The organism is Actinopolymorpha pittospori (genome assembly GCF_014873875.1).
In the GTDB taxonomy this organism is placed as follows: domain Bacteria; phylum Actinomycetota; class Actinomycetes; order Propionibacteriales; family Actinopolymorphaceae; genus Actinopolymorpha; species Actinopolymorpha pittospori.
Window position 1 is genome coordinate 9,338,991 of sequence record NZ_JADBEM010000001.1, and the last position, 25,593, is coordinate 9,364,583.

27 protein-coding genes are annotated in these 25,593 nt (G+C 68.8%); 20 read left to right on the forward strand and 7 right to left on the reverse strand.

Annotated elements, in window-relative coordinates:
* Positions 1-10: 10 nt before the first annotated feature.
* From HEB94_RS43190 to mscL, 9 genes are all read left to right on the forward strand, one after another.
* Positions 11-997, forward strand: coding sequence for an ABC transporter permease (locus HEB94_RS43190; RefSeq protein WP_192755198.1), 987 nt, complete (start codon positions 11-13; stop codon positions 995-997).
* Positions 998-1,010: 13 nt separating this feature from the next.
* The gene (locus tag HEB94_RS43195) at positions 1,011-2,129 is read left to right on the forward strand and encodes an ABC transporter permease (RefSeq protein ID WP_192755199.1); all 1,119 of its coding nucleotides are present in this window, start codon (positions 1,011-1,013) and stop codon (positions 2,127-2,129) included.
* 104 nt (positions 2,130-2,233) lie between these two features.
* On the forward strand, positions 2,234-3,391 hold the full coding sequence (locus HEB94_RS43200; protein ID WP_192755200.1) for an ABC transporter ATP-binding protein: 1,158 nt from the start codon (positions 2,234-2,236) through the stop codon (positions 3,389-3,391).
* A gap of 8 nt (positions 3,392-3,399) precedes the next feature.
* Complete coding sequence (locus HEB94_RS43205; protein ID WP_337918379.1) at positions 3,400-4,476, forward strand: ABC transporter ATP-binding protein; 1,077 nt, start codon at positions 3,400-3,402, stop codon at positions 4,474-4,476.
* Complete coding sequence (locus HEB94_RS43210; protein WP_192755201.1) at positions 4,473-5,006, forward strand: PsbP-related protein; 534 nt, start codon at positions 4,473-4,475, stop codon at positions 5,004-5,006. The genes HEB94_RS43205 and HEB94_RS43210 overlap by 4 nt, the downstream gene beginning before the upstream one ends.
* A 156-nt stretch (positions 5,007-5,162) precedes the next feature.
* Positions 5,163-5,534 carry an FmdB family zinc ribbon protein gene (locus HEB94_RS43215; RefSeq protein ID WP_192755202.1) on the forward strand — a complete coding sequence of 124 codons (372 nt, stop codon included), beginning with the start codon at positions 5,163-5,165 and terminating at the stop codon, positions 5,532-5,534.
* Between the two features lie 182 nt (positions 5,535-5,716).
* Positions 5,717-6,547: an S-methyl-5'-thioadenosine phosphorylase gene (locus tag HEB94_RS43220; protein WP_192755203.1), complete on the forward strand. Its 831-nt coding sequence runs from the start codon at positions 5,717-5,719 to the stop codon at positions 6,545-6,547.
* The gene (locus HEB94_RS43225) at positions 6,544-7,326 is read left to right on the forward strand and encodes a CpaB family protein (protein ID WP_192755204.1); all 783 of its coding nucleotides are present in this window, start codon (positions 6,544-6,546) and stop codon (positions 7,324-7,326) included. Before HEB94_RS43220 ends, HEB94_RS43225 begins: the two co-directional genes overlap by 4 nt.
* Before the next feature lie 84 nt (positions 7,327-7,410).
* Positions 7,411-7,815, forward strand: coding sequence for a large conductance mechanosensitive channel protein MscL (gene mscL / locus HEB94_RS43230; protein ID WP_192755205.1), 405 nt, complete (start codon positions 7,411-7,413; stop codon positions 7,813-7,815).
* A 47-nt stretch (positions 7,816-7,862) separates the two neighbouring features.
* On the opposite strand, the gene HEB94_RS43235 is transcribed toward mscL, so the two are convergent.
* Together HEB94_RS43235 and HEB94_RS43240 are read right to left on the reverse strand one after the other, a co-directional pair.
* The gene (locus HEB94_RS43235) at positions 7,863-8,015 is read right to left on the reverse strand and encodes a hypothetical protein (protein WP_192755206.1); all 153 of its coding nucleotides are present in this window, start codon (positions 8,013-8,015) and stop codon (positions 7,863-7,865) included.
* A gap of 98 nt (positions 8,016-8,113) precedes the next feature.
* Positions 8,114-9,187 (reverse strand): LLM class flavin-dependent oxidoreductase, encoded by a 1,074-nt coding sequence (locus HEB94_RS43240; RefSeq protein WP_337918380.1) that lies wholly within the window; start codon positions 9,185-9,187, stop codon positions 8,114-8,116.
* A gap of 203 nt (positions 9,188-9,390) precedes the next feature.
* Between HEB94_RS43240 and HEB94_RS43245 the strand changes: the two genes are divergently transcribed.
* Positions 9,391-10,185: an aldo/keto reductase gene (locus HEB94_RS43245; RefSeq protein ID WP_192755207.1), complete on the forward strand. Its 795-nt coding sequence runs from the start codon at positions 9,391-9,393 to the stop codon at positions 10,183-10,185.
* Positions 10,186-10,197: 12 nt separating this feature from the next.
* Here HEB94_RS43245 and HEB94_RS43250 read toward each other — a convergent pair whose 3' ends face one another.
* Entirely contained in the window at positions 10,198-11,007 is an 810-nt protein-coding gene (locus tag HEB94_RS43250; RefSeq protein ID WP_192755208.1) for an AraC family transcriptional regulator, read from the reverse strand.
* Positions 11,004-11,660 (reverse strand): alpha-ketoglutarate-dependent dioxygenase AlkB family protein, encoded by a 657-nt coding sequence (locus tag HEB94_RS43255; protein ID WP_192755209.1) that lies wholly within the window; start codon positions 11,658-11,660, stop codon positions 11,004-11,006. Before HEB94_RS43255 ends, HEB94_RS43250 begins: the two co-directional genes overlap by 4 nt.
* 296 nt (positions 11,661-11,956) lie before the next feature.
* Here HEB94_RS43255 and HEB94_RS43260 point away from each other — a divergent pair, with 296 nt between their 5' ends.
* The 3 genes from HEB94_RS43260 to HEB94_RS53045 all read left to right on the forward strand — a co-directional run bounded on the left by HEB94_RS43260 (position 11,957) and on the right by HEB94_RS53045 (position 14,079).
* Entirely contained in the window at positions 11,957-12,748 is a 792-nt protein-coding gene (locus tag HEB94_RS43260) for a phytanoyl-CoA dioxygenase family protein (protein WP_192755210.1), read from the forward strand.
* Between the two features lie 29 nt (positions 12,749-12,777).
* Positions 12,778-13,701 carry a D-isomer specific 2-hydroxyacid dehydrogenase family protein gene (locus tag HEB94_RS43265; protein ID WP_192755211.1) on the forward strand — a complete coding sequence of 308 codons (924 nt, stop codon included), beginning with the start codon at positions 12,778-12,780 and terminating at the stop codon, positions 13,699-13,701.
* Between the two features lie 252 nt (positions 13,702-13,953).
* Positions 13,954-14,079: a hypothetical protein gene (locus HEB94_RS53045; protein WP_273377298.1), complete on the forward strand. Its 126-nt coding sequence runs from the start codon at positions 13,954-13,956 to the stop codon at positions 14,077-14,079.
* A gap of 31 nt (positions 14,080-14,110) precedes the next feature.
* Here HEB94_RS53045 and HEB94_RS43270 read toward each other — a convergent pair whose 3' ends face one another.
* Positions 14,111-15,577, reverse strand: a complete 1,467-nt coding sequence (locus tag HEB94_RS43270) for an MFS transporter (protein ID WP_192755212.1) — start codon at positions 15,575-15,577, stop codon at positions 14,111-14,113.
* Positions 15,578-15,630: 53 nt separating this feature from the next.
* Here HEB94_RS43270 and HEB94_RS43275 point away from each other — a divergent pair, with 53 nt between their 5' ends.
* From HEB94_RS43275 to HEB94_RS43300, 6 genes are all read left to right on the forward strand, one after another.
* Positions 15,631-15,906: a hypothetical protein gene (locus HEB94_RS43275; protein WP_202896848.1), complete on the forward strand. Its 276-nt coding sequence runs from the start codon at positions 15,631-15,633 to the stop codon at positions 15,904-15,906.
* Positions 15,907-16,160: 254 nt separating this feature from the next.
* Complete coding sequence (locus tag HEB94_RS43280) at positions 16,161-16,436, forward strand: hypothetical protein (protein ID WP_192755213.1); 276 nt, start codon at positions 16,161-16,163, stop codon at positions 16,434-16,436.
* A 241-nt stretch (positions 16,437-16,677) separates the two neighbouring features.
* The gene (locus tag HEB94_RS43285; protein ID WP_192755214.1) at positions 16,678-17,811 is read left to right on the forward strand and encodes a HupE/UreJ family protein; all 1,134 of its coding nucleotides are present in this window, start codon (positions 16,678-16,680) and stop codon (positions 17,809-17,811) included.
* Between the two features lie 35 nt (positions 17,812-17,846).
* Positions 17,847-19,643: a calcineurin-like phosphoesterase C-terminal domain-containing protein gene (locus HEB94_RS43290; protein ID WP_192755215.1), complete on the forward strand. Its 1,797-nt coding sequence runs from the start codon at positions 17,847-17,849 to the stop codon at positions 19,641-19,643.
* Positions 19,644-19,885: 242 nt separating this feature from the next.
* Positions 19,886-21,004, forward strand: coding sequence for an AI-2E family transporter (locus tag HEB94_RS43295; protein ID WP_202896849.1), 1,119 nt, complete (start codon positions 19,886-19,888; stop codon positions 21,002-21,004).
* Between the two features lie 97 nt (positions 21,005-21,101).
* Positions 21,102-21,770, forward strand: a complete 669-nt coding sequence (locus HEB94_RS43300) for a 4a-hydroxytetrahydrobiopterin dehydratase (protein ID WP_192755217.1) — start codon at positions 21,102-21,104, stop codon at positions 21,768-21,770.
* Positions 21,771-21,835: 65 nt separating this feature from the next.
* On the opposite strand, the gene HEB94_RS43305 is transcribed toward HEB94_RS43300, so the two are convergent.
* Together HEB94_RS43305 and HEB94_RS43310 are read right to left on the reverse strand one after the other, a co-directional pair.
* Complete coding sequence (locus HEB94_RS43305; protein ID WP_202896850.1) at positions 21,836-22,795, reverse strand: NAD-dependent epimerase/dehydratase family protein; 960 nt, start codon at positions 22,793-22,795, stop codon at positions 21,836-21,838.
* Entirely contained in the window at positions 22,780-23,541 is a 762-nt protein-coding gene (locus HEB94_RS43310) for a phytanoyl-CoA dioxygenase family protein (RefSeq protein ID WP_192755218.1), read from the reverse strand. Before HEB94_RS43310 ends, HEB94_RS43305 begins: the two co-directional genes overlap by 16 nt.
* A gap of 313 nt (positions 23,542-23,854) precedes the next feature.
* Here HEB94_RS43310 and HEB94_RS43315 point away from each other — a divergent pair, with 313 nt between their 5' ends.
* On the forward strand, positions 23,855-25,477 hold the full coding sequence (locus HEB94_RS43315) for a plasmid pRiA4b ORF-3 family protein (RefSeq protein ID WP_192755219.1): 1,623 nt from the start codon (positions 23,855-23,857) through the stop codon (positions 25,475-25,477).
* Positions 25,478-25,593: the final 116 nt, after the last annotated feature.

The following is a 25,593-nucleotide window of genomic DNA, read 5'->3' on the forward strand; positions in this document are numbered from 1 at the left end:
GACGCCCGCCATGCTTGCGTTCATTGTTCGCCGTCTGCTCTACATGATCCTCACGCTCTTCATCATCTCGATCGTCAGCTTCGTGCTGATCCAGGCGCCACCTGGAGACGCGCTGAGCGCCGAGATCCAGCGACTGCGGAGCATCGGAAACAACGTCTCACAGGACCAGATCACTGCCCTGGAGACGCGTTACGGCCTGAAGGATCCGGTCCTCGTCAAGTACGGCAAGTGGATCGGCGGCTTCGTGAAGGGCGACTTCGGCCAGTCCTTCACGTTCCGGCAACCGGTCGGTGACCTCATCTGGGGTCGGCTCGGGTTCTCGGTCATGCTCGCCGGCGGCGCGCTCATCATCGGTTGGTTGATAGCCATACCCATCGGGGTCTATTCAGCAACACATAGATACTCCTTACCCGACTACGTCATCACCCTGCTCCAGTTCATCGGCGTCGCCGTGCCGGAGTTCCTTCTGGCGCTGGTCGTGCTGGTCTTCGCGGCACGCTTCCTGAACGCCGACGTCGGCGGGTTGTTCTCGGTGAAGTACCAGGACGCCCCGTGGAGCTTCGCGAAGTTCGTCGACTTCCTCAAACATCTGTGGATCCCGCTGGTGGTCATCTCGGCCAGCAGCACTGCCTGGCTCACCCGAGTGATGCGCGCCAACCTGCTCGACGTGCTCAACCAGCAGTACGTCCAGACAGCCCGCGCGAAGGGTGTGCTCGAACGCCGGGTCATCTGGAAGCACGCGGTTCGAAACGCCATCCACCCGCTGATCATGGCGCTCGGTACGACGCTTCCCGTGCTGATCTCCGGTGAGGCCATCGTGAGCATCGTCCTCAACCTGCCCACGACCGGCCCGTTGTTCCTCCAGGCACTGCTGAACCAGGACATGTACCTCGCGGCCACCCTGCTGATGTTCCTGTCGATGCTGTTGATCGTCGGCAACCTGCTCGCCGACATCGCACTGGCATGGGTCGATCCGCGGGCACGGTCCGCCGAGTGAGAGGGCGCCACTGATGGCGATCATCCAGGAACCAATGCCCGGCCCGGAGGCCACTCCGAGCGAGAAGGGCAGCGACGTCGGCGAAATCCCCCAGTGGCGGTTGATGGCGCGGCGTTTCAAGCAGAGCAAGCTCGCCGTGGCCGGCGGGATCGTCCTGCTGCTCATGTACTTCGTCGCGTTGTTCGCGCCGTTCCTGGCGCCCTACGACGCGAACGCTGTCAACTCCGACCGGACGAACGCGGCGCCGACGAAGATGACCTGGCACGGCGGTCCGGCCGTCTGTCAGCTCAAGCAGACCCTCAACCAGGACACGTTCACCTGGGAGTACGCCACGGACTGCACCAACCCGGCGCCGGTCAAGTGGTTCGTGAAGGGCTTCGAGTACAAGATCTTCGGTCTGATCCCCTCGACCACCCACCTGTTCGGCGTCGACAAGCCGAACACCGTCTACCTGTGGGGAGCAGACGACCAGGGCCGCGACATCCTCAGTCGCACGCTGGCAGGTTCCCGGGTCTCGTTGACGATCGGTCTGCTCGGTGTCGGTATCGGCACCGCCCTCGCCGCGGTGATCGGCACGATCTCCGGGTACTTCGGCGGGCTCGTCGACAACTTCCTCCAGCGCATCATCGAGATCATCCTCTCCGTGCCGACACTGCCGCTGTGGGCCACGATGGCGGCGGTGCTCCCCCGCGACATGACGGTGACCAAGCGATATCTGCTGATCACCCTCATCCTGTCCCTTGTGGCGTGGGCCGGATTGGCGCGCCAGGTGCGCGGCAAGGTGATGGCGTACGCCGGATCCGACTACGTGGCGGCGGCCCGGGCGGCCGGCAGCGGCCACGCCCGGATCATCCTCACGCACATGGTGCCGAACTCCGTCAGCCACCTCGTCGTCGTGACGATGCTGGCGATCCCGGGCACGATCATCGCCGAGACCTCCCTGTCGTTCCTCGGTATCGGCATGCTGCCTCCGGCTGTCAGCTGGGGCGTGCTCCTGCAGGACGCGCAGAAGGTCCAGGTGGTCACGCAGTACCCCTGGATGCTCATCCCGGCGGCCGCGGTCGTCCTCGCGGTCACCTGCTACCAGCTGCTCGGTGACGGCGTTCGGGACGCGGTGGACCCCTATGGATGATCCTCGCGCACACCACCGACCCAACCCGTGCGACCGGTCCGGGGCGCGGCGCTCGCGTAGCGCCCCGCACCAGCGCAGGAACGAGGAGAGACAGGGGTCTCGACATGAGTGAGGCAACCATCAGCAACCCCACCGCCGCGATGTCGACGGACGCGGTCGTGAGCGTCCGCGACCTCCACGTGGAGTTCCCGACCCAGCTCGGCGTCGTCCGCGCGCTGAACGGCGTGAGCTTCGACGTGCCACGTGGCCGCGTACTCGGCGTCGTCGGCGAGAGCGGCTCGGGCAAGAGCGTCACCGCGCGCGCGATCCTGCAGATCGTCGAACGGCCCGGCCGCATCACCAGCGGCGACATCCTGTTCCGTCCCGGCGCCGCCAAGGAGGGCGGAGGCCGGGCGACCCGGCGCAACCGCGGCCGGGCGGCCGCCGCCAACGGTGACGCCGGCGGCGAGCGCGAAGCCGTCGAGCTGACCGCCCTCGATCCGCGCGGCGACCAGATCCGCTCCATCCGCGGCCAGGAGATCTCGATGATCTTCCAGGAGCCGATGACGTCGCTGAACCCCGTCTACACCGTCGGTGACCAGATCAGCGAAGCGATCCTGCTGCACCAGACGCCCGACCGGGCCGAGGCCAACAAGCGCGCGGTCGAGATGCTCCGCCGGGTGGGCATGCCCAACCCCGACCGCATCGCGAAGAGCTACCCCCACCAGCTCAGTGGCGGTATGCGCCAGCGCGCCATGATCGCGATGGCGCTCTCGTGCACCCCGACGCTGCTGATCGCCGACGAGCCGACCACCGCGCTCGACGTCACGACCGAGGCTCAGATCCTCGAGCTGATGCGTGAGCTGCAGGACGAGTTCGGCATGTCGATCATGTTCATCACCCACAGCATGGGCGTGGTGGCCCAGCTCTGCGACGAGGTCGTGGTGATGTACCTCGGCCGGATCGTCGAGCGGGCGCCGGTGGAGGACATCTTCTACAACCCCAAGCACCCCTACACCGTCTCCCTGCTGCGCTCGATCCCCCGGATTGGCGTCAACCGCGGCGTCCCGCTGGAGGTCATCAAGGGTTCGGTGCCGGATCCGTACTCCACGGTTCCGGGTTGTCAGTTCCACCCGCGCTGCCCCAGCGCGATGAAGGGCCTGTGCGACACGGTCGTCCCACAGGAGACCGCCGTCGACGGGAGGACCGACCACAGCGTTCGGTGCCACCTCTACCCCGGCAGCACCCCCGCCGAGACCGCGTCCGCCGGCGCGAGCGAGTAGGAGGAATCGTGAGCGACGACACTTTGCTCGAGGTCAGCGGTCTGAAGAAGCACTTCCCCATCAAGCAGGGTTTCCTCAAGCGCACGGTCGGTTACGTCAAGGCCGTCGACGGGGTCGACCTGTCGGTCAAGCGTGGAGAGACGTTCGCCATCGTCGGCGAGAGCGGCTGCGGGAAGAGCACGACCGGACGGACGATCCTGCGCCTGGAGGAGCCGACGGAGGGCCAGGTCGTCTTCCAGCACTCCGAGCTCGGCAAGGTCAACATCGAGTCGGCCGATGCCAAGGTGCTCAAGCGGGTCCGCCCGGAGATGCAGATCATCTTCCAGGACCCGTTCTCCTCCCTGGACGCCCGGATGACGGTCGGCCGCATCATCGCCGAGCCGATGATCATCAACAACACGTTGAGCGGCCAGGCGTTGCGGGACCGGATCGCCGAACTGCTGACGGTCGTCGGGTTGCGGCCGGAGCACGCGAGTCGTTACCCGCACGCGTTCAGCGGTGGTCAGCGGCAGCGCATCGGGATCGCCCGCGCGCTCGCCCTGAACCCGAAGCTGATCATCTGCGACGAGCCGGTCTCGGCGCTGGACGTGTCGGTGCAGGCGCAGGTCCTCAACCTGCTCGAGGACCTGCAGCGCAGGTTCGACCTGACGTACGTCTTCATCTCCCACGACCTGAGCGTCGTGGAGCACATCTCCGACCGGGTGGCGGTGATGTACGTCGGGCGTGTGGTGGAGGTCGGCTCCACCGACCAGCTCTTCTACAGCCCGAAGATGCCCTACACCGAGGCCCTGCTCTCCTCGCTCCCGCAGCCGGACCCGCGCAACCGCACCCGTCCGACCCTGCTGACCGGGGACGTTCCGAGCCCGGCCAATCCCCCGTCCGGCTGCTACTTCCACACCCGCTGCCCCTACGCCCAGGACATCTGCAAGACCGAGGAACCACCGCTGCGTGACACCGGCGACGGCCACATGGCCGCCTGTCACTTCTCCGACACCCTCGAGCTCAAGGGCGCGTCCCGCCTGAGCGAGGTGCCGAAGCTGCCGGAGGTCATGGCGCGGCACGCATCACAGGAGGCATCGAAGTGAACACGCCCATTCGTGACGGGCGTCCCCGGTTCACCGGGGTCAGCACCTACCAGGACTCGCTGGGCCGGTTCTCCTTCCGGTACCCGTCGGACTGGAACCAGTTCGAGCTGACCGAGGACCGCGAAGGGGTGCTGTTCTCCCCCGAGGACGACGAGCCGCAGACGTACTTCGCCGCGTGGGTGAGCAAGCTGGAGGCGAACGTCGTCGCCGAGGACCTCGACACGCTGCGTGAGGGCATCGAAGCGGGACTCGCCCAGCTCGCCGGCTGCGAGGTCGAGGTCGCGAAGGACGACCTGCTCGGCAACATGGTGAAGCTCGAGCGCACCTACACCTTCGAGGAGGCGGGTGTCGTACGGAAGCGCCGGGTCTGGACGTTGTACGTCGACACCTGGCGAATCGTGCTGGTCTGGCAGGGATCGAGCGTCGAGGAGTACGCCTACTGGCTGCCCATGGGCAACTACTCCTTCGCGACGTTCGAGATCCCCGAAGCGTTGTGGTTCGCGACGGACCGGGACCTGAAGGCGTTCTGATCCGTTCGGATCGGGTTGACACCCGGTCCGATCCGGCGTGCTCCGAGGCCGGGACGGGAGCGGCTTCCGTCCGCTTAGCAGTCCTGGCCTTGGAGTGCTAGCCTAACCTGCGGTGTCGCCGGCCCTGGAGGCGGCGATCTTGGACATGGAGGGGCAGTGCCTACCTATCAGTACGCCTGCGTCGACTGCGGCGAAGAGCTCGAGGCCGTCCAGAAGTTCTCCGACGACCCGCTGACCGAGTGCCCCAACTGTGGGGGCAAGCTTCGCAAGGTCTTCAGCGCGGTCGGCGTGGTCTTCAAGGGCTCCGGCTTCTACCGCAACGACAGCCGCAGCGCTTCGACCGGAGGCTCCTCCAACGGAAGCAAGAGCTCCGGTACGACCGAGAAGGCGTCGACGAGCAAGTCCGAGAGCTCCGACAGCGGCTCGAGCACCAGCAAGGACAGCTCGAGCTCGTCCAGCTCTTCCAGCTCCTCGACCTCCTCGACCTCCTCGAGCGGCTCCAGCTCGACGAAGACCGACGCGGCATAGCGCGGTCGCTCGGACCCCGAGCGCCGCATCCGATCCACCCGACGTCCGGCCGGTGTCTCCACCGGCCGGACGTTCGTTTGGCGGGACGTGTCGCCTGGCCGGGTTTTCGTCCACAGACCGTCATCCGGCGCGCACTGTGGATGGTCGGGCGGGCGGACGAGGGTCTTCTCTAATCTCGTCGCATGACCCAACCCGCTCCATCCCCGCACCTGCCACGGGCCGAGATCGGCGTCATCGGCGGCTCCGGTCTGTACGCCTTCCTCGACGACGCGACCGACGTCGAGGTCCCGACGCCCTATGGTGAGCCTTCCGACCCGCTCGTGGTCGGCACCGTCGCCGGCCGTGGCGTGGCGTTCGTGCCCCGGCACGGCCGCGACCACCGCCATCCCCCGCACCGCATCAACTACCGCGCCAACCTGTGGGCCCTGCGCTCCCTCGGCGTACGCCAGATCCTGGCGCCGTGCGCGGTCGGTTCGCTGCGGCCCGACCTCGGTCCCGGCACGCTCGTCGTTCCCGACCAACTCGTCGACCGCACGTCCGGGCGGGTCCAGACCTTCTACGACACCGGGGCCGTTCACGTCGCCTTCGCCGACCCCTACTGTCCCGACGGGCGGCGCGCGGTCATCGACACGGCGACCCGCACCGGGTGGCCGCCCCAGGACCAGGGCGTGATGGTGGTCGTGGAGGGCCCGCGCTTCTCCACCAGGGCCGAGTCCCGCTGGTTCGCCGGGCAGGGCTGGCACCTGGTCAACATGACCGGACATCCCGAGGCCGTACTGGCCCGTGAGCTGGGGCTGTGCTACACCGCGATCGCGCTCGTCACCGACCTCGACGCCGGGGTCGCCGAAGGCGAAGGTGTCCAGCAGGCGGAGGTCTTCGCCCTCTTCGCCGAGCACGTGGGGCGGCTACGGACCCTGCTGTTCGAGACCATCCCCGCGCTGCCCGGCGAGCGTTCCTGCCCGTGCGCTCACGCGCTCGACGGTCTCAGGCTCCCGCTGACCCTGCCGGAGTGAGCGCCGTGTCCTCGACCCCGCGACGCCTCCTCACCGACCTGACCCGCGCGATCTCCTGGCATCGACGGCTCCTCGCGGCCGGCCTGGCGGCAGCGAGCCTGGCGTTGGCGCTCCATCTTCTCGAGCCGGCTCCGGCCTCGACCGTCACGGTCCTCGCCGCGGCTCGCGACCTGCCCGGGGGTGTTCCGCTCGTCCCCACCGACCTTCGCGAGGTCGCGCTTCCGCCGTCCGCGGTTCCCGTCGGCGCGCTCAGACCGGGTGCCCGGCTCCCGCAGGCGCTCCTCGCCGGGCCGATGCGCGCGGGCGAGCCGGTCACCGATGCCCGGCTCCTCGGTCCGAACCTGCTGGGGCCGGCTGGATCCGTCGACGTGGTGGCGGCACCGGTGCGGGTCGCCGACCCTGGGTCACTGGCTCTCGTCCGCGTCGGCGACCGGATCGACCTGCTGGCCGCTGAGACCGAGGCCGCGCAGGCGGGCCAGCCCGCTCGGGTGGTCGCGTCCCGGGCTCGGATCCTGGCCTTACCGGGACGGCCGACGTCGGACGGGCTCGTCGGGTCGGGGGTCGACCAGTCCGGCGGTGCGGGCTCCGTCGGGGGCGGGTCGGGCAGTGGCTATGACGGCGGTCCACTCGGGTCACTGACGGGCGGCGCCGACCTCGACACGGGCCCGGGCGCGGAGGGCGGGCTCGTCGTCGTGTCGGTGCCGCCGGACACCGCCGCCGACCTCGCCCGCGCCGCCGTCACCGCACGGATCTCCCTGGTGCTGCGCGGCCCGACCTAGCGTTCTGGTGCGCCGTGCTGGGCCGCGACTCCGGGGCCGCGAGGCGGTAGCTTCCGAGGACGAGTCCGGCGAGGAAGGGACACCATGATCCAGGGGTTCAGGCAGTTCCTCATGCGCGGCAACGTCGTCGACCTCGCGGTCGCGGTCGTCATCGGTGCGGCCTTCGGCAAGATCGTGACCGCGGTGGTCGACGGGTTCATCAACCCGTTGATCGCCGCGCTGTTCGGCCAGCCCGACCTGAGTGACGTCGGCACGTTCACCATCCATCACGCGCAGTTCAGCCTGGGCCTGATCCTCGACGCGATCCTCGACTTCCTCATCATCGCGGCGTCGGTCTACTTCCTGATCGTCGTCCCGGTCAACCGACTCATGGCGCTGCGTCGACGCCGCGAGGTGGAGGAGGTCGAGGAGGCACCGCCGAGTGAGGAGGTGGTTCTCCTGCGCGACATCCGCGACCTGCTCGCCCGGGAGAACACGCCGTCCTCCTGAGCGTGGGGCCGCGTGATCGGCGGGAGGCGGGACCGGCTCGGCGTGAGCTACTGGCCGTGGTGGGGCGGCACCTCGTCGAGATAGCGCTGGTCGACGTCCTCGGCACGATCACCCCAGCGTTCGGGGTCGTCCTCGGCGGCGCGATCGGGCAGAAGGGGGCCGATCGTGTCCTTCGGGCGATCCGGCTTGCGGGGTTCCATGCCTCGATGATGCCTCGCCCGCCGCCACCGCCGCCACGCGGTGTCCCATTGGCGACGACGACAACGCGGCCAGCGTGGATGCGGGGCGCCGCGACCCCTCAGGTGTTCCAGAGTTTGGTGAGTAGCTCAAAACTGTGGACGCGTTCGGACAGGCCGTGGGTCATCGTCGTCACCATGAGCTCGTTGGCCGCGGTCGCTGCGACGAGTTCGTCGAGTTCGGCGAGCACCTGCTCCGGATCACCGATCGTCGGCCGGCTCGGCCCCTGGGCGATGATCTGACGTTCGGTCTCGGTCCACTCGTGGGCCGCGGCCTCCTCGACGCTCGGCATCATCCGGGGCTTGCCGGTGTAGAGCGAGACCTGGGACAGCCGTGCCGGTCGCGCGATCGCCTCGGCGGCCTCGGCCGTGTCGGCGACATACACCGACTGGGTCACCATGGCGTAGGGCTCGGCAAGGGTGTCGGAGGGCCGGAACATCTTGCGGTAGAGGTCGAGCGCGGGCAGCGTGTTGGCGGCGCTGAAGTGGTGGGCGAACGCGAACGGCAGCCCGAGCAGGCCGGCGACCTGCGCGCTGTAGCCGCTGGAGCCGAGCAGCCACACTCGCGGCGCGGACGACGCCACCGGTGTGGCGCTCAACCGACGTGCCCCGAGCCCGCCGCCGTCCTCGTGGTAGCCGAGCATCGTGAGCAGGTCGTCCAGCTCCTGCGGGAACTCCTCCGCGCCGAGCCCCTGCTGCGTACGCCGCAACGCGGCCGCGGTCGCCTGGTCGGTGCCGGGCGCGCGTCCGATTCCGAGGTCGACCCGGTTCGGGTGCAGCGCCTCCAGCATCGCGAACTGCTCGGCGACGACGAGCGGGGCGTGGTTGGGCAGCATCACACCGCCCGATCCGACGTTGATCGTCGAGGTCAGCGCAGCGACGTGGGCGATCAGCACCGCCGGGTTGGTCGACGCGATCCCAGGCATGTTGTGGTGCTCGGCCACCCAGAACCGCTGGTAGCCGAGCTCCTCCGCGCGCTGCGCCATGGTGGCGGCGGAGCGTAGGGCGTCGGCGCTGGTCTGGCCGACGCCGACCGGAGCGAGTTCGAGAACGGACAGGGGTATCCGGCCGGAGCCGGTCGGCTGGGACGACTCGCTGCTCTCCGGCCGCGGAAAGGTGGTGGTTTCGCTGGTCACATCAGACTCGCCTGCGCATCGACGGCATATCGTTTTCCAACGTACCCCTCCCCCGAACCACCCGGCCGGGCGGCCGGTCAGCCGGGCGGTGATCGGTCCCGGCGTCCCGCGTGCCGTCCCGCATGCCGTCCATTTGTGGTCAGGCCCGGCGTGCCGCCACCCCCGGATTGGCGTTCGTCACCTGCAGGGGGTAGGACCAGGGCATGACAGACATCGGCCTTACCTCCGAACTCACCGCTCCCCTCCCGCCGAGCGGTCAGATCCCGTTGATCGGGTTCGGCACCTGGCAGCTGCGTGGCGACGAGGCCCGCCAGGCCGTCAGCTGGGCGCTGGAGGCGGGTTATCGACACATCGACACCGCCACCGGGTACGGCAACGAGCAACAGGTCGGCGCGGCGCTCGCGGACAGCGGCGTACCCCGCGACCAGGTGTTCGTCACCACCAAGCTGCCGCCGGACCACGTGGGCCGGGAGCGCCGGACGCTGCGGGAGAGCCTGGACAACCTGGGCGTCGACTACCTCGACCTGTGGCTGATCCACTGGCCGCCGAACGGCACCCCCGGCGAGGATTCGTGGAAGGTGTTCGTGGAGGCGCAGGGAGAGGGCCTCGTCCGCAACATCGGCGTGAGCAACTACTCCCTGGACCAGATCGACACCCTCACCAACGCGACCGGCGTGACCCCGGCGGTCAACCAGATCAAGTGGAGCCCCTTCCTGTTCGACCGGTCCCTGCTCGACGCCAGCCGGAAGCGCGGCGTCGTGGTGGAGGGCTACAGCCCGTTCCGTGCGGCCAAGCTCGACCACCCGGAGCTGACCCAGATCGCGGAGAAGTACGGCAAGACGGTCCCGCAGGTGATCATGCGCTGGCACGTGCAGCGCGGGATCGTGGTGATTCCCAAGTCGGCACAGCGGGAGCGGATCGAGTCCAACATCGACATCTTCGACTTCGAGCTGTCCGCCGACGAGCTGAACGCCGTCGACCACCTGACGGAGGCCTGAGCAGGCCAGCCCCTAGGGCTGGACTCCTGTGGCGGCAACGTGTGGCTCCTCACCCCGCGGCGGGCGCAATCCGCCGGGTGAGGAGCCGGTCGCTGCCTTGACGTGCCGGCTCAGATGGCTCACGGAGTCGTAGCCGGTCAGCTCAGCGATCGCCTGCAGCGTCAACGTCGAGTTGCGCAGGTAGCCGAGTGCGTGCCGCAGGCGTACGCCGTGCAGATGGGCGCGCAGGGTCGTGCCCCGGAAGCGCGCGAAGTACGCCCGCAACGCCGACGGCGAGACGCCCAGCTCACGTGCGATCTCCGCCAGGCGGACCCGTTCGGCGAATCGTTCCTCGACCAGTCGCTCGGCCTGCGCGACAAGGCGTTCGCCGGGCGCCACCTCGGTGGAGACTCCGGCCCGGCGGAGCAGGATGTCGAGTTCGGCGAGCAGCAGCGCGGCCATCGCCTCGCGGTCGGGGTTGGGCTGGGACGACTCGTGGACGAGCGCGTCGAAGACCCGACCGAGCCGACGGTCGCCACCGTCGAAGCCGATCCGTGGCCACGGCCAGTCCGCCGGCGCGCGTACCTGGACGTGCCGGTTGGTGTAGCCGCCGGTGGTGAGCTCCGCGTGCGGCGTGTCGGGTGGGGTGAGCAGGACCGTCCCCGGCGTGGCGTCGTACCACCGCGGCCCGATCGAACACCGGGCCCGGCCACTCGCGTAGTAGACCAGCTCCCACGAACCGTGGGAGTGCAGCGGGAAGCCGCGGCCGGGTTGGCCGACGTAGATGCCGGCACCGAGCAACGTGGGTGTCCCCGTCGGCTCCGACCCGCCGGTGTCGCTCATCCGGGTAGCCCGGACTCGCGGACGGTGATGTTCAGGCGTCCGGCGGAAAGGCCGATGTCCGGACCGGTGCCGGGAAGCGTCCTCGGTACGCCGTGGAACGCGAGCCGCGAGGGTCCGCCGAACACGACGAGGTCACCGGACTCGAGTTCGACGTCGGTCCAGGGCCGGTTGCGGTTGGTGGTGTTCCCGAACCGGAACACGCAGGTGTCTCCGAGGCTGAGCGAGACGACCGGCGCGAGGCTGCGCTCGTCCTTGTCCTGGTGCTGCCCCATCCGGGCGGCGTCGTCGTAGAAGTTGACCAGGGCGATGTCCGGCCGGTACGCCGCACCCGCACCCGGGTCGTCGTACGCCTCCGTCACCGCCCGCCGCGCGAGTTCACCCAGCCAGTCCGGGAACTCCTTCACCGGTGAGCCGTCACCGTCGTCGATCGTGCGGCTGTAGCGGTAGGGGATCCAGTGCCAGCCGAGGCAGACCGTGCGCACCGACATCACGCCGCCGCTCGGCAGCCGGGTCGCCCGCATCCCGGCGGGCGGGGCGGCCCACTCACGGCACGCCTCGACAAGAGTTCGCTGGCGGTCGTGGTCGAGCCAGCCAGGGACGTGGACGGCTCCTGGCGCGATCTCGGCCCGATCTCTGGGCAGCAGGGTGGCCATACTGGTCACCCTGCCAGATCGGTGGCGATCTGTGCATAGGACCCGTCGGCTCCTGCATGGTCAAAGCTCTTACCTGTCGCGAGATTGGCAGTGTGGCCGGGGGCCATGGTCGGTCGTGGCGCGCCGTTTCGTGCCTGTCGCCGGTCGATCGCGCCGCCCCGAGGCCATTGGCCCGGCCGCGAACATCGCGTACAACCGCGAACGACGACGCGACGACGCGACTGAGTACGACGAGTACGACCGCGACCGTCAGCGGTCGACGACCAGCGCAGTGAGGACGGCGAACGGAGTTGAGCATGGACACGGCAACGGCGATGCGGGACCTCAAGGTGACCGACGACACCCTGACCCCGCAGGAGAAGGCCCAGCTCGACCGGGACGGCTTCCTCCCGCTCGCCGACATCCTGAGCCCGGACCAGGTCGAGGCCTTCGCCGCTCGGCTCGCCGAGCTCACGGCGGCCGAAGGTGACAAGGCCGGGCTGGAGGTGCACCAGGAGGAGGGGACCGACCGGCTCGCCGACCTGATCAACAAGGATCCGATGTTCGAGGTCTGCTTCTCCCATCCGCGGGTCCTCGCCGCGATCCACCGGGTGCTCGGCGACTTCAAGGTGTTCTCGCTCAACAGCCGGGCCGCCCATCCCGGCAAGGGGCACCAGGGCCTGCACACCGACTACGGCGAGGCGGTCCAGCCCGGCGACTTCCGGGTCTGCAACTCGATCTGGCTGCTCGACGACTTCACCGCGGAGAACGGCGCGACCCGCGTGGTCCCCGGCTCTCACCTGCGCGGGAAGCTGCCTGGTGAGGAGATGGCCGACACCAAGGACGCCCACCCCGACGAGGTACGGCTCATCGCGCCCGCCGGCACCGTGGTGATCTTCAACAGCCACCTCTGGCACGGCGGGACCCTGAACGCCTCGACCAAGCCGCGGCGGGCGATGCACTCGGCGTTCTCCCGGCGCGAGATCCCCCAGCAGCTCGACCAGAAGAAGTACATCCGGGCGTCGACGTACGACCGGCTCAGTCCCGCCCAGAGGTTCCTACTCGACGTGACGGCCGAAGACGTCCAGCAGCACGCCTGCGCAGGCTAGACCGTGGGGACATCCTCGATACTGGTCAGATGAATCCTGGTGCCCAACCCCCCAAGATCTACGTCGGTCCCCAACAGAACCCGCAGGTCCTCGATGCGGTCAAGGAGGCCGGCGGCGAAGTCACCGACAACGTCGCCGACGCCGAGGCCCTGGCGTGGTTCGGGGGTTCGCCGAAGCAGTTCCTCGAACTCGACCACGACGGCATCCGCTGGGTCCAGCTTCCCTCCGCCGGCATCGAGTCGTGGTTCGCCGCGGAGATCTTCCGCCCCGGAAAGGTCTACACCTGCGCGGCGGGGAGCTATGCGGACACCGTGGCGGAGCACGCGCTCGCGCTGATGCTCGCCGGTCTGCGGCACCTGCACACCCTCGCCGGGGAGCGAACCTGGACGCGCGTCCAGTCCGGAACCCTGCTGGAGTCCACGGTCGGGATCGTCGGCTGCGGCGGCATCGGGCGCGCCCTGATCCGGATGCTCACTCCGTTCGGGGCGCGCGTGCTCGCGATCACCCGGTCCGGGACGCCGATACCCGGCGCCGCGCAGACCTTCACGCCCGACCGGCTGGACGACGTCCTCATCGAGTCCGACGTGGTCGTGATCGGCGCGCCGGCCACCGCCGACACGCGACACCTGATCGGGGCCCGCGAACTGGGTCTGATGCGGTCGCACGCCTGGCTGATCAACATCGCGCGCGGCTCCCTGATCGACAGCGACGCGTTGGTCGAGGCGCTGCGCTCCGGCAGCATCGGCGGCGCGGGCCTGGACGTCACCGATCCCGAGCCGCTCCCGGACGGACATCCGTTGTGGGACGCGCCGAACGCCCTCATCACCCCGCACTCCGCGAACCCGTCCCAACTGCTCATCCCCGGCCTGGCCGCCCGGGTGCGGGAGAACGTCGCACGCTACGCCGCCGGCGAGGAGCTGGTCGGTCTCGTGGACGTCGCACGCGGCTACTGATCCGCCCACGCCCCGAACCGACCACGCCCTGCCCCAGCCTGAACCGACCACGCTCTGAACCCCGCTCGATCCTCGCTGCCACCGACTCCCCCGGACTGACGACCACCGTCTCCGGGGGCTCGGCGGCACGACGAGTCAGGGCGGCCGCGAACGGTCCACGCCCCGAACGGGCACCGGCTCCACGAGCGCCGCGCGGCGTATGGTCGGTCCAGTACGACGGTCGTAGAGACACGGCGGAGGAGTCTGCACCGCATGTGGAGCGAGTTCGCTCGGGGCGCGATCGTCGCCATACCCGAGCAGAACCAGCGCTCCGATCGGCGGCCGACCGGACCGAGTTCGGCGCCGGCCGGAAACCGTACGACGTTCCGTCCCGGCTGACCGGCTCCGCGTCCCGGCACGGACCGCTCGCTTACTCGTCCTCGCCAGGCCGGCCCGGGTCGTCCTCCGCGGTGAGCGGGCGGGCGATGTTCTCCAGGGGCCGCCGCTCGGCCGCGACGCCGAACGCGAGTTCGGCCAGTCCCCCCGCGGCCATCGCGACGGCGCCGATGAAGAAGCCGACCGCGACCAGCGTCAGGTTGCCGCTGTGGACGAACTGCCCGAACAAAGCCGGCCCGGTGATGCCGCCGACGGCCGTCCCGACCGCGAAGAACAGCGCGATCGCGAGCGCCCTGGTCTCCAACGGAAAGATCTCGCTCACTGTGAGATAGGCCGAGCTCGCGCCGGCCGAGGCGACGAAGAAGCTCACGGCGACGACGGCCGTGAACGTCGCCGCCGTGAGCGAACCGACCAGCAGCAGGAATCCGAGAGTTGCCACCAGAACCGCCGAGAGCAGGTACGTACCGGCGATCATCGGCTTACGGCCAACCGTGTCGAACAATCGGCCGAGCAGAATCGGGCCGAGGAAGTTACCCACGGCGAAAACGGCGAGAAAGTACGGAACCGAACCCGTGGCGACGTCGAAGAAGGTGTTGAGAATCGTGCCGAGATCGAAGGTCACCGCGTTGTAAAGGAACGCTTGCCCGACGAACAGCGCGACCCCGAGCACCGCGCGCCGTGGATAATGCCGTACGGCGACCCTGCCGATCTCCCGGAACGGAATGGTCGCCCGCTGGCGAATGACGATGCTCTCACCCGGGGCGGGTAGCTCCTTCCCGGTCTCCTTCCGTACCTCCGCCTCCACCGCGTCGACGATGGCCTCGGCCCTGTCCTCATGCCCGTGGATGAAGAGCCAGCGTGGACTTTCGGGCACGTGTCGGCGGACGAGGAGGATGGAGACGCCGAGGATTCCGCCGAGTCCGAAGGCGAGCCGCCACCCGACGTCGGTCGCGAACACCGGCGAGAGCAGGAAGATCGCCGCGATACTGCCGATCGCCGAACCCATCCAGTAGCTGCCGTTGATCGCGATGTCGACGGTGCCGCGCCTGCGGGCCGGGATGAGTTCGTCGATGGCGGAGTTGATCGCGGCGTACTCACCACCGATGCCCATCCCGGTGAGGAAGCGGACCAGGAAGAAGTACCACGCCTCGAAGGAGAACGCCGTCGCCACCGTCGCGACGATGTAGACGCCGAGGGTGATCATGAACAGTTTCTTCCGGCCGAACCGGTCGGTGAGTTGACCGAAGACCAGCGCGCCGACGCAGGCGCCGGCGACATAGATCGCGGCCGCCGTACCGACGTCCGCGGTGCTGAGTTCGATGCCACTTCCGGGCTGGGTCATCCGCGGTGCGACCGAGCCGACGATGGTCACCTCGAGCCCGTCGAGGATCCAGACGGTCCCCAGCCCGACGACGATCCGCCAGTGAAAACGCGACCAGGGAAGCCGGTCCAACCGGGCCGGGACGTCCGTCCGGATCCTGCGGAGTTCGCGCGACGTCATCGACCGCCCCATCGCCGGTGTGGAGCCGGGCTCGCCAAACGGCGCGTCCCGGCGTGGGACCGCGCATAGGCTTCTCGCTGATGATGGGCTGTCGCATCCTCGGTCATCGCTTCGACTTCACCAGCGAGGGCGAAACGATGTCGTGGCGATGCCGGCGAGGCTGTGGCGCCGGTGGAAGCAAGCGTTACCCCACCGTGGAGCACGCGCGCCGCTATGCCGGGGCTTTCGACCGGGACGATCGGCGTGACCTCGGCCGCCGCGCGCCCCTGGTCGGGCTGTTCCCGCTCCGACTCCTGTACGCCGTACGCGACCGCCGGCGTCGACCCTGAGCAGCGCGCGCCGGAGGGGCCGGCTCCCACGGACGGGACATCCACGCGCGGCGGCATGCGAGCGATCTACCCTCGGACGTTCCGGCGTACGCCGTGACCACACCCGCACGGTCGGTACGGACAGACCTCGTCGGCACGGCCCGCGGCACGCGCTGCCGGACGGCGCGTAGCGCCCTACCCGCGGAAGGTGTGCACGCCCGGGAATGTGGTCGGTGGGCTCCGACTGCCGGCCCAACGCGATCTACCCTCGGAACGTGGAGGGGCAGGGGGCAGACATCCGTCCGTTCGAGACCGACCACGAGGCCGGCTACGAGGGGCCGGGCTGGCGGTGGCTGGCGCCGTCGCCGCCGTACGAGGTGGAAGACGCCGGCCAGTGGCGGCCCGGGCTGTTGCGGATGTGGCGACTGTGGCCTGACGGCTGGTACGGCCTGATCCGCTGGGGAGATCACCATCAGCCCACCTGGGTCCCGCGGGCCCGGCTGCGACCGAGTGAGTACGCGAAGCCGAAGCGCACCCGCCACCACCGGTAGATCCCCAAGCGCAAGCCGGCTTCATTAGTTGGGACAACTATTCAATTCGGTCTGACCGATCCGTTCACCTTCGTTCACTGACGGTTCGCGTTGCCACGAACAGTTCGTTGCTCACGCGCACTTTGATCAAGGAGCGACAGCCGGGCGCCGCCTGGGAGCGCGCACGTAGGGCCCGTCACGTCAGCGGGTCATCCCGCATGCACCAGCCCGGTCGTGTGGAGCCGAGCGGAGGGGTCCCGGCATGTCGAGGCAGGCAGATGTCGGCACCGTACGCGACCGCCGGATGGGCAGTCCGGCGGTGAGGTCCCTCCTCGTTCTCGCTCTCGCGGTGGTGTGGAGCGCCGGTCTGCTCCCCCGGCCGGCGTCGGCGCACACCCTCGACACCCAGGGATTCTCCGAGATCGCACAGCAGGGCGACGACGTACGGTACGAACTGATCGTCGACTACGCCGCGTTCGCGACCGTCGCGGGCCTTCGGCAGCCGGGGGCCGGCCCGACCGATCACGCCGCGCGGGCACTACGACAAGGCGAGCAGGCGGCCGCGGACTACCTCGACGAGCACCTGCAGGTCCTCGTGGACGGCGTCGCCTGCGCGGCCGAGCTGACGGGCTCGGGGATCGAGCAGCGCTTCGAACAGCCCTACGCGCGGTTCTCCTTGCGCTACGACTGCCCCGGCGCCGGCGAGTACGAGATCAGGTACTCCGTGCTCGTCGCCGACCTGGACCCCGGGCACGTGAACGTCGCGGGCTACGACCTCGGCGGCACGAGCGGGGAGTTCGTCTTCCACGCCAAGAACCGGGACCTGGTCGTGGGCGAGGGCAACCTGCTCCGCCAGGCCTACCGCTTCGTCGTCCTGGGCTTCCACCACATCCTCGCCGGTCTGGACCACCTGCTCTTCGTGGTGGCGCTCCTGATCGGCGCCAGGAACCTGCGCGAGGTGCTGCGCGTGGTCACCGTCTTCACCCTGGCCCACAGCGTCACCCTGATCCTGACGGCCGTCGACGTCGTACATCTCCCGTCGTCGGTCGTCGAGCCTTTGATCGCGCTGTCCATCGCCTACGTCGCGGCCACGAACGCCGTCGGACGGGCCGCGCCGAGGGCCCGGCTCGCGGTGGTCTTCGGCTTCGGCCTTCTGCACGGCATGGGTTTCGCCGGGGGGCTGCAGCTGACCGGCGAGGTGGACTGGTCGTCGATCTCCTCGCTGCTGAGCTTCAACGTCGGTATCGAGCTGGGGCAGGCGCTCATCGTGGGTCTGCTCTTCCCGGTGGTCCTCCTCGCCCGCCGACACCCGTGGTCGAAGTACGTCCAGCTCGCGGCGACCGGCGTGATCACGGTCTTCGGCCTGGTGTGGTTCGTCGAACGAGTGCTGGCCTAGTCAAACGACAAAAGGAGAAACGACACGTGCCGAACATGGCTGAGATCCGATGGTCCAGCAGGAAGGCCCACGGAATACTCCTCGCGGTGGCACTCTCGCTGGGACTGGTGGCGGTGGGCAAGCCGGTGGTCGCACCCGCGGTCGCCTGGGCGCAGGACGCGACCGACGAGCCGCAGGTCGCCACTGGCGTGGTGTACGACGACCGCAACAAGAACGGCAAGCAGGACGCCAAGGAGCCGGGGGTGCGGGACGTCTCCGTGTCCAACGGCCGTGAGGTCGTGCGTACGGACAAGCAGGGTCTCTACCGCATCGGGGTGAGCGACGAGACCATCATCTTCGTGACCAAGCCCTCGGGCTACATGGTCCCCGTCGACGACAAGCAGCTGCCGCAGTTCTACTACATCCACTACCCCAACGGCTCGCCGCTCCAGACCCGCTTTCCCGGTATCGCGCCGACGGGTCCGCTGCCCGAGTCCGTCGACTTCCCGCTGTACAAGGAGAAGGACGCCAAGAAGTTCAAGGCGCTCGTCTTCGCTGACCCGCAGACGGCCAACCTCGCCCAGATCGACGACCTCCGCGTCGACGTGGCGACCGAGCTGACGAACACCGACGCGTCGTTCGGTATCACGGCCGGCGACGTCGTGAACGACCCGCTGGACCTCTTCGGTCCGCACAACGAGGTCATCTCCGACCTCGGCGTTCCGTGGTGGAACCTCCCCGGCAACCACGACATCAACTACGACGTACCCGACGACACCTACTCCACCGAGACGTACAAGAGCGTCTACGGGCCGACCGACTACTCCTTCGACTACGGCCAGACCCACTTCGTCAACATGGACAACGTCGACTACCTCGGTGGCGGGGACTACCGCGGGTACCTCGACGAGCGGCGTCTGGCGTGGCTCGCCAACGACCTGCGCTTCGTCCCGAAGAACAAGCTGGTCGTCATCACCACCCACATCCCGCTCCGGACCGAGGCCATCGGCGGCGCCAGCCTCAACCTCGTGAACCTCGACGAGCTCTTCACGATCCTGAAGGGCCGTACACACGTCTTCACCACCTCCGGCCACGACACGTCCAACAGCTGGCAGACCTACATGGAGCCGGGCGAGGAGACCCCGACGCCCGAGGGCGTGAACCGCGCGGTGTGGCAGGGCAAGGAGGCGTTCCATCACCAGGTGCTGGCCGAGGTCCGCGGCAGCGGCTGGAGCACCGGTCCGACAGATGAGCGCGGTGTCCAGGCGGCCGACATGTCGGACGGTAACCCCAACGGCTACTACTTCCTGGACGTCGACGGGAACGACTACCAGATGCGCTTCAAGCCGGCCAGCCTGCCGGCCGACTTCCAGATGCGGATGACCTTCCGTGGCGGCGAGGGTAACCAGACCCTCAGCAGCGGTGACCGCGTCTGGATCCCGTCGGGGCCGAGCGGATCCGCCGGCATCACGCCGGTGCCCCGGTTCGCCACCAACGACTGGGCCGGCGACCAGCCGCCCCTGGTCGAGGTGAACGTCTTCGACGGTGGCGAGCGGCACAAGGTGGAGGTCAGGTTCGACAACGGCCGTTACACCCGGATGGGCTACAACCCGCCGTCGTTCGGTCTCACCGACGGAGACCCGACCGGCAACCTCGACACCTACATCGTGGCGCTGCGGGAGAAGCTCACCGGGTCCCAGCGACCGGCCGGCCCCGAACCGTCCTCCCACATCTGGACGGCACCCGTACCCAAGGAACTCAAGCCCGGCCAGCACACGGTGACGATCAGGAGCACCGACCCGTTCGGTAGGACAACGACGTCCGCGCAGCGGTTCCAGGTTCTCAGCAGCTAGGCGCGTGGTCCGCGGCCGCGAGGGAGGTGAACCCGCCTCGCGGCTCCGCCTGACCACGTACGAAGACCTCCGGCGTGCCGGACGACCGTCCACGGCGTCCGGAGGTCTTCGTCGTCCGCCCTGCCGACGCTCGCGCCGACCTGTCGCACAACTCGTGGCAGGGTCGACGACGAATCACTCGGCAAGGATGAGGCCCGTCGGCGAATCCCGCCCACACTCAGGTCATGCCGAGGTTGCCCCGCGTGACGGAGCGGTCCGACACCGCCCGTGGCCTACCGCGCGGGCTGGTCCTGTTGCTCGGCGCCGCCGCGACCGTCGTCGTGGTGGCGGGGCTGAAGGGCATCGCCGGAATCGTGGCACCCGCGTTTCTCGCGCTCGTGCTGACGATCGGGTTCCACCCGCTGCGTGGCTGGTTGAGAAGGCGCGGACTACCGGGCTGGGTCGTGACGATCCTGATGATGATGGTGGTCTACTCCGTACTTCTGGGACTCGCGGTGGGCCTCGCGCTGGCGATCGCGCGATTCGCGACCCTGCTCACCACCTACGGGCCGGCGATGACGAGGCTTGCCCGCGATGCCACGGAGTGGCTGGCGAGCATCGGCGTCGGGGAGGACAGAATCCGGGCGACGGCCCGCGCGGTCGACCCTACCCGGTTCGTCGGGATCGTCGGCGACCTGTTCACCGGCCTGCTCTCGGGGCTGTCCAACCTGGTCTTCGTGGTGGTCCTGCTGTTCTTCCTCGCCCTCGACGCGGCGTGGTTCTCCGAGCGGCTGCGGGCCATGGAGCGTCGCGCCGACGGAGTGGTGAGCGCCCTGATGGCGTTCGCGTCGGGAACGCGGCAGTACCTCATCGTGTCGACGGTGTTCGGAGCGATCGTCGCCGCCCTCGACGTCGGCCTGCTGTACCTGCTCGGCATCCCGGCCCCACTGCTGTGGGGCCTGCTCTCCTTCGTCACCAACTACATCCCGAACGTCGGCTTCTTCATCGGCCTGGTGCCTCCCGCGGTGCTGGGGCTCCTGGAGTACGGGCCGGAGGGTCTGGTCGCCGTCGTGGTGGGATACTGCCTGCTCAACTTCGTGATCCAGTCCCTCATTCAGCCGCGGTTCGTCGGACAGGCGGTCGGGCTCGCCACCACCCTGACGTTCCTCTCGCTGGTGTTCTGGGTCTGGGTACTCGGCGCGCTCGGCGCCCTGTTGGCGATACCGCTGAGCCTGTTGGCGAAAGCCCTGCTGGTCGACTCAGACCCACGCACCCGGCGCCTGGGGGACCTGCTGACCGGAGTCACCGCACGGGGTCGACCGGCACGCCGCCAGACCCGCCCTGGTCGACGTCAGACCCGCCCCGGTCGACGCCGCCCCTGACCGAGCCGGATGGGCAGACCGTCCCGCTCGCGGCCAAGCGGGTCGAGATGGTTTCGCAGCCCTGTTTCCGTTCCCGATCTTGGGGGAGAGTGGGGCGATGAGCAACGAGAAGCTGACCGGACAGCAGATCGCCGACGCCGGCCTCGACGGCTGGGCCTTCCTCTCCGTCTACGGCAGCGGCGGGCTCTACACCCGTATCCACACCACGACCTTCACCAGCGGCCTCCAGATCGTCAACGCGATCGGCGAGGCCGCCGAGGAGTCGAACCACCATCCCGACCTCGACCTTCGTTACGCCCGGGTCGACGTCCGGCTGAGCAGCCACGACGCGGATGGCGTGACCGAGCGTGACCTGAGTCTCGCCCGCCGGATCTCCGCCATCGCCGGGGCCGCCGGCGCCGAGATCGACTGCCGCAGCGTCTCCCACGTCGAGCTTGGCCTGGACACCCCGGACCACGAGAAGCTCGGGCCGTTCTGGGCCGCCGTGTTGGACGGGCGCTACGTCACCGGCGAGGGATGGGCCGACGTGGGCGACCCGAACCAGGCGCTGCCGCTGATCTGGTTCCAGCGCTCCGGCCGCGAGGAGCCACGGCAGCGCTGGCACCCCGACGTCTGGGTCGACCCCGCACAGGTGCGGCCGCGGATCGACGCGGCCCTGAGCGCCGGTGGAACGCTGGTCAGCGACGAGCACGCGCCGGCGTTCTGGGTGCTGTCCGATCCGGACGGCAACAAGGTCTGCCTGTGCACCTGGCAGGCGCGCGACTGAGCAGGCAGGCCAAGGGCGAGAAACGACGGACGCCCTTGGCCTTGGCCGTTCGGCGGAGTCGAGGACTATCCAGGATACCAGACCCGTCGCGGATCTTCGGGACTTCGCTGATAGGTCCAGGCGTCCTCGACGAGACGTTCGGTGTCGTAGCGCGGTCTCCAGTCCAGCAGGAGTTTCGCCTTGGTGTTGTCCAGCCAGGTGGAGTGGTAGGGCGTCGGCACCGTGACGGCGGGCAGGCCCCGCGTCTTGGCGAGATGCTCCGCCACCTGCTGGTAGTCGACCGGCTCGTCCATGCAGATGTTGAAGGTCTCCCCGCCGGCGGCCGGGTGGCTCAGTGCGATGGCGATCGCCTCGACGAGGTCGCTGACGTGGACGAAGTTGCGCTTGAGCGGCGCGCCGTCGGCGTCCAGCGCCAGCGGGACGGCACCGTCCGGGACGTCGCCATCGACGAGTTCACGCCACACCGGGCCACCGAACAGGTCGGGACCAAACGACAGGGAGTACCGGAAGTCGTCCCGATCCATGATCCAGGGTGCTCGTAGACAGGTGCCGCCCAGGCCGTAGGCGATCTGGTACTGCTCGAGCATGACCTCCTCGAGCACCTTCGACAGTGCGTAACACCCCTGGTAGGCGGTGTGCCGCTGCGTCTCGGTCACCGGGCCGGGATGTTTGTAGACGTAGTGACCGACCGCGGCGTCGCCACCGACCAGAACGAACCGCTCGAACGTCGGGCTCTCCCGCGCTTCCTCCAACAGCCAGAACAGGCCCTTGACGGCCACGTCCATGATCTCGTCGGGCGTCTCCTTGCAGGTGGCCAGATGGACCACGTGGGTGACGCCCGCCATCGCCTCCCGAACGGTCTCCCGGTCCGAGATCGTCCCGAACACACACTCGACACCCGGGACGTCGAGCGGCCTGTTGTGGCAGAGCGCGCGGATCTCGCAGCTGCCGCCGAGCCGATCGACGAGGGCCCGTCCTACCTTGCCGGTGGCTCCGGTGACGAGCAACCTCACGAGTTCTGCCACTGCGGCAGGTCGAGCATCACGCTGCCTTCGAGACTTCCCATGGTCGCCCTCGCGCGGGCGCCGTCGAAGAACTGGGTCTCGTCGAAGAGCCACGGCCGCGTGCCGCCTGCCGCCACGTGCCGCTCCCGCAGGTTGGCGAGCATGCCGGGCGCCCGGTACGACGGCCACTTGACCCCCGACCGGCCGTACGACGCGTCGATGAACCAGCGCGGGCTGTCCTCACCACCTGGCTTGGGGCGACGTGCGTGCCACATCGCCGAGTGCACGATCAGGACCGATCCGGGCGGCACGTCGTCGACCGTGATCGAACCCGGGAGGTCGGAGGTGCCGAGGAAGGTCAGCGCACGGCTGTCCGTGGCGTAGCGGTGGGAGCCGGGCACGAGCAGCAGGTCGCCGATCGTGCCGTTGAGTCCGTTGAGGTAGAAGAACACGTGCACCATGAGGTGCGAGCGGTTGGTCTGCGGGTACTGCTCGTAGTCCTGGTGCCAGGAGACCCCGTTCTTGCCGGCGTCGTGGCGGGCCGCGTGGATGTGATGGAACACGTACGGTCCACCCATCAACTCATCGACCAGTTCGCCGACCCGGGGGTGCCACACGAGTGCGCCGATCTGCTCGTTCTCGTACGCGTGTCGCTGGGGTTGCGCCGCGGCGTGCTCGTCCACAGCCGCCTTCAGCGTGTCGATTTCTGCCTTCTCCAGGAATTCAGGAAAGACGGCGTAGCCCTGATCCTGAAATGTTTCCAGCATCATTTCCCCTTTGACTTCTCACGTGCGAACAGAACTCACTCGACCGATTATGCAGCGTTACACAGTCGGCACCGATGCAGCTTAATTCAGCAGAAAAGGACGCTTCACGCTAACGGGGCCGGATTTTGCCTGTCAACGCGTTCTGGCCGATCGTCCGGTACCGGATGCCCCTGCGACGGCGTACCCCCAACCACTCTCCGGTCCTCGACGCCAACGCGCGTGAAGCGGATTCGGATACCGGCTCCACGACGCCGACACGCCGCCGTTGGAACAGGGTCAACGGGATGCATGGTGGAAGACATAGGTTGTGGGGATGAGTCATGCTGGCCGTGGCCGCGAAGGCAAGAAGAAGCAGAAGGAAGACCGCCGCGCCGATCTGGCCGTAGCCCGGGGCGCGCCGGAGGCGTGTGACTGTCCCGTGTGCTCGGGGGCGGGCGTCGATCCGGCGCAGGTGCTCGACGCGCTGCTCGACGGTGCCGCGGGCCTGACCGACAGCGAGGACGCGCTGGATGCGGAGGTGGCGGGAGCGGCGTTGGTGGCCATGATGACCGTCACCGGGGATGAACTGGTGCCAGTGTTCGTCGAGGGGCTCATCCCACAGCTCGAAGCCACGGCCGGCGGCCACGCGCTTGCGCTGCTGCGGGCGATGGGTTCGGTCGCCGCCGGTGTGCAGGAGCAGGTGGCCGCGGCCGCATCAGAGGCTGCCAGCCGCCTCGCGGCAGCCGGCATCCCCAAGCCGCGATGGGACGATGAGCTCGCAGAGCCGGTGCAGCTCGGTGACTGCATGCGACTGTACGACAGTCAGGAGACCATGTCGGTGCTGGTCGCGTCGTTCCGACGGGCCGGCCGCGGGCACGGGTTCATGGTCATCGTCGATGAGCAGGACTGCGGCGCCGCCGAGGACATCCTCTTCCTCGACGCCGACCAGCTGTCCGAGGCGTTGGACGACCTCCGTACGGACGGGCTCGGCGACGGCCTGGACATCAGGACACAGACGCTGAGCCCGGCAGGGTTGCGCTGGTACGTCGAGGAGGCACTGCACGCACGCGCCGTACACAACGACGAGGAGCCTGACGAGGCGGCCGCTGCGATGTCCGACGAGGACGAGGGCCCGCCCTACCCAGTGCTGGCGCAGCTGGTGCGCGCCAGGCTGACCGTTCTGCCGCAGGCACGTAGGCCCGAAGGTGCGCGTGTGCACACCCACGCCGGCCCGTCCACCATGTTGGAGGCGCTCGCGAGCACGATGGCCGGTGCCGACGGTGGGCGCCGTGGCGGTTTCGACGGGCCGCGGTTCAGGCGTCCGGCGCCGGGGAAGCTGCATGCGAAGCGGAAGACGAGGGACGGCCCGGCGCCGATCTACCAGGTCAAGGTCGGGTTGCAGGGTGCCAAGCCGCCGATCTGGCGGCGCCTACTGCTACCGGCGGACGCGAGTCTGGCCCTCGTGCACGACGTCATCCAGGTCGCGTTCGGCTGGGATGACAGCCACATGCACGTCTTCGAGACCCCATTCGGTGACTTCGGACGTGCTGACCGTGAACTGGGGCATCGGGCCGAGAAGCCAGTCACGCTGGAGCAGGTAGCGGCTCAGGCCGGGGCCAAAATCCGGTACACCTACGACTTCGGCGACAACTGGGTGCACGAGATCGTGGTGGAGAAGCTTGTCGACCGAGACCCTGCGCTCCGCTACCCGTCCTGTACGGGTGGGCGCCGCGCGGCGCCCCCAGAGGACTCCGGCGGCATCTGGGGGTACGAGGAGCTGGTGGAAGCGCTCGCCGACCCGGATCATCCGGAGCACGAACTGCAGTTGGAGTGGCTGGAACTGGACGACGCCAGCCAGTTCGCGCCGGCCGCGTTCGACCGGGACGTAGTTGACCGGGCGCTAGCCAGACTCGCGGCCCCTCGGCGACAACCAACCGGCGGCTCCAGGAGCCGATGACCCCGCTGGCCGCCGTCGCGAGCTTCACGACGCCGCCCATGTCACGGGATACGGTGTGGCGGGAGACCGCAGACGGCCCACCGGGGAAACCCGGCGGGCCGTCGTGTCGGTTGTAG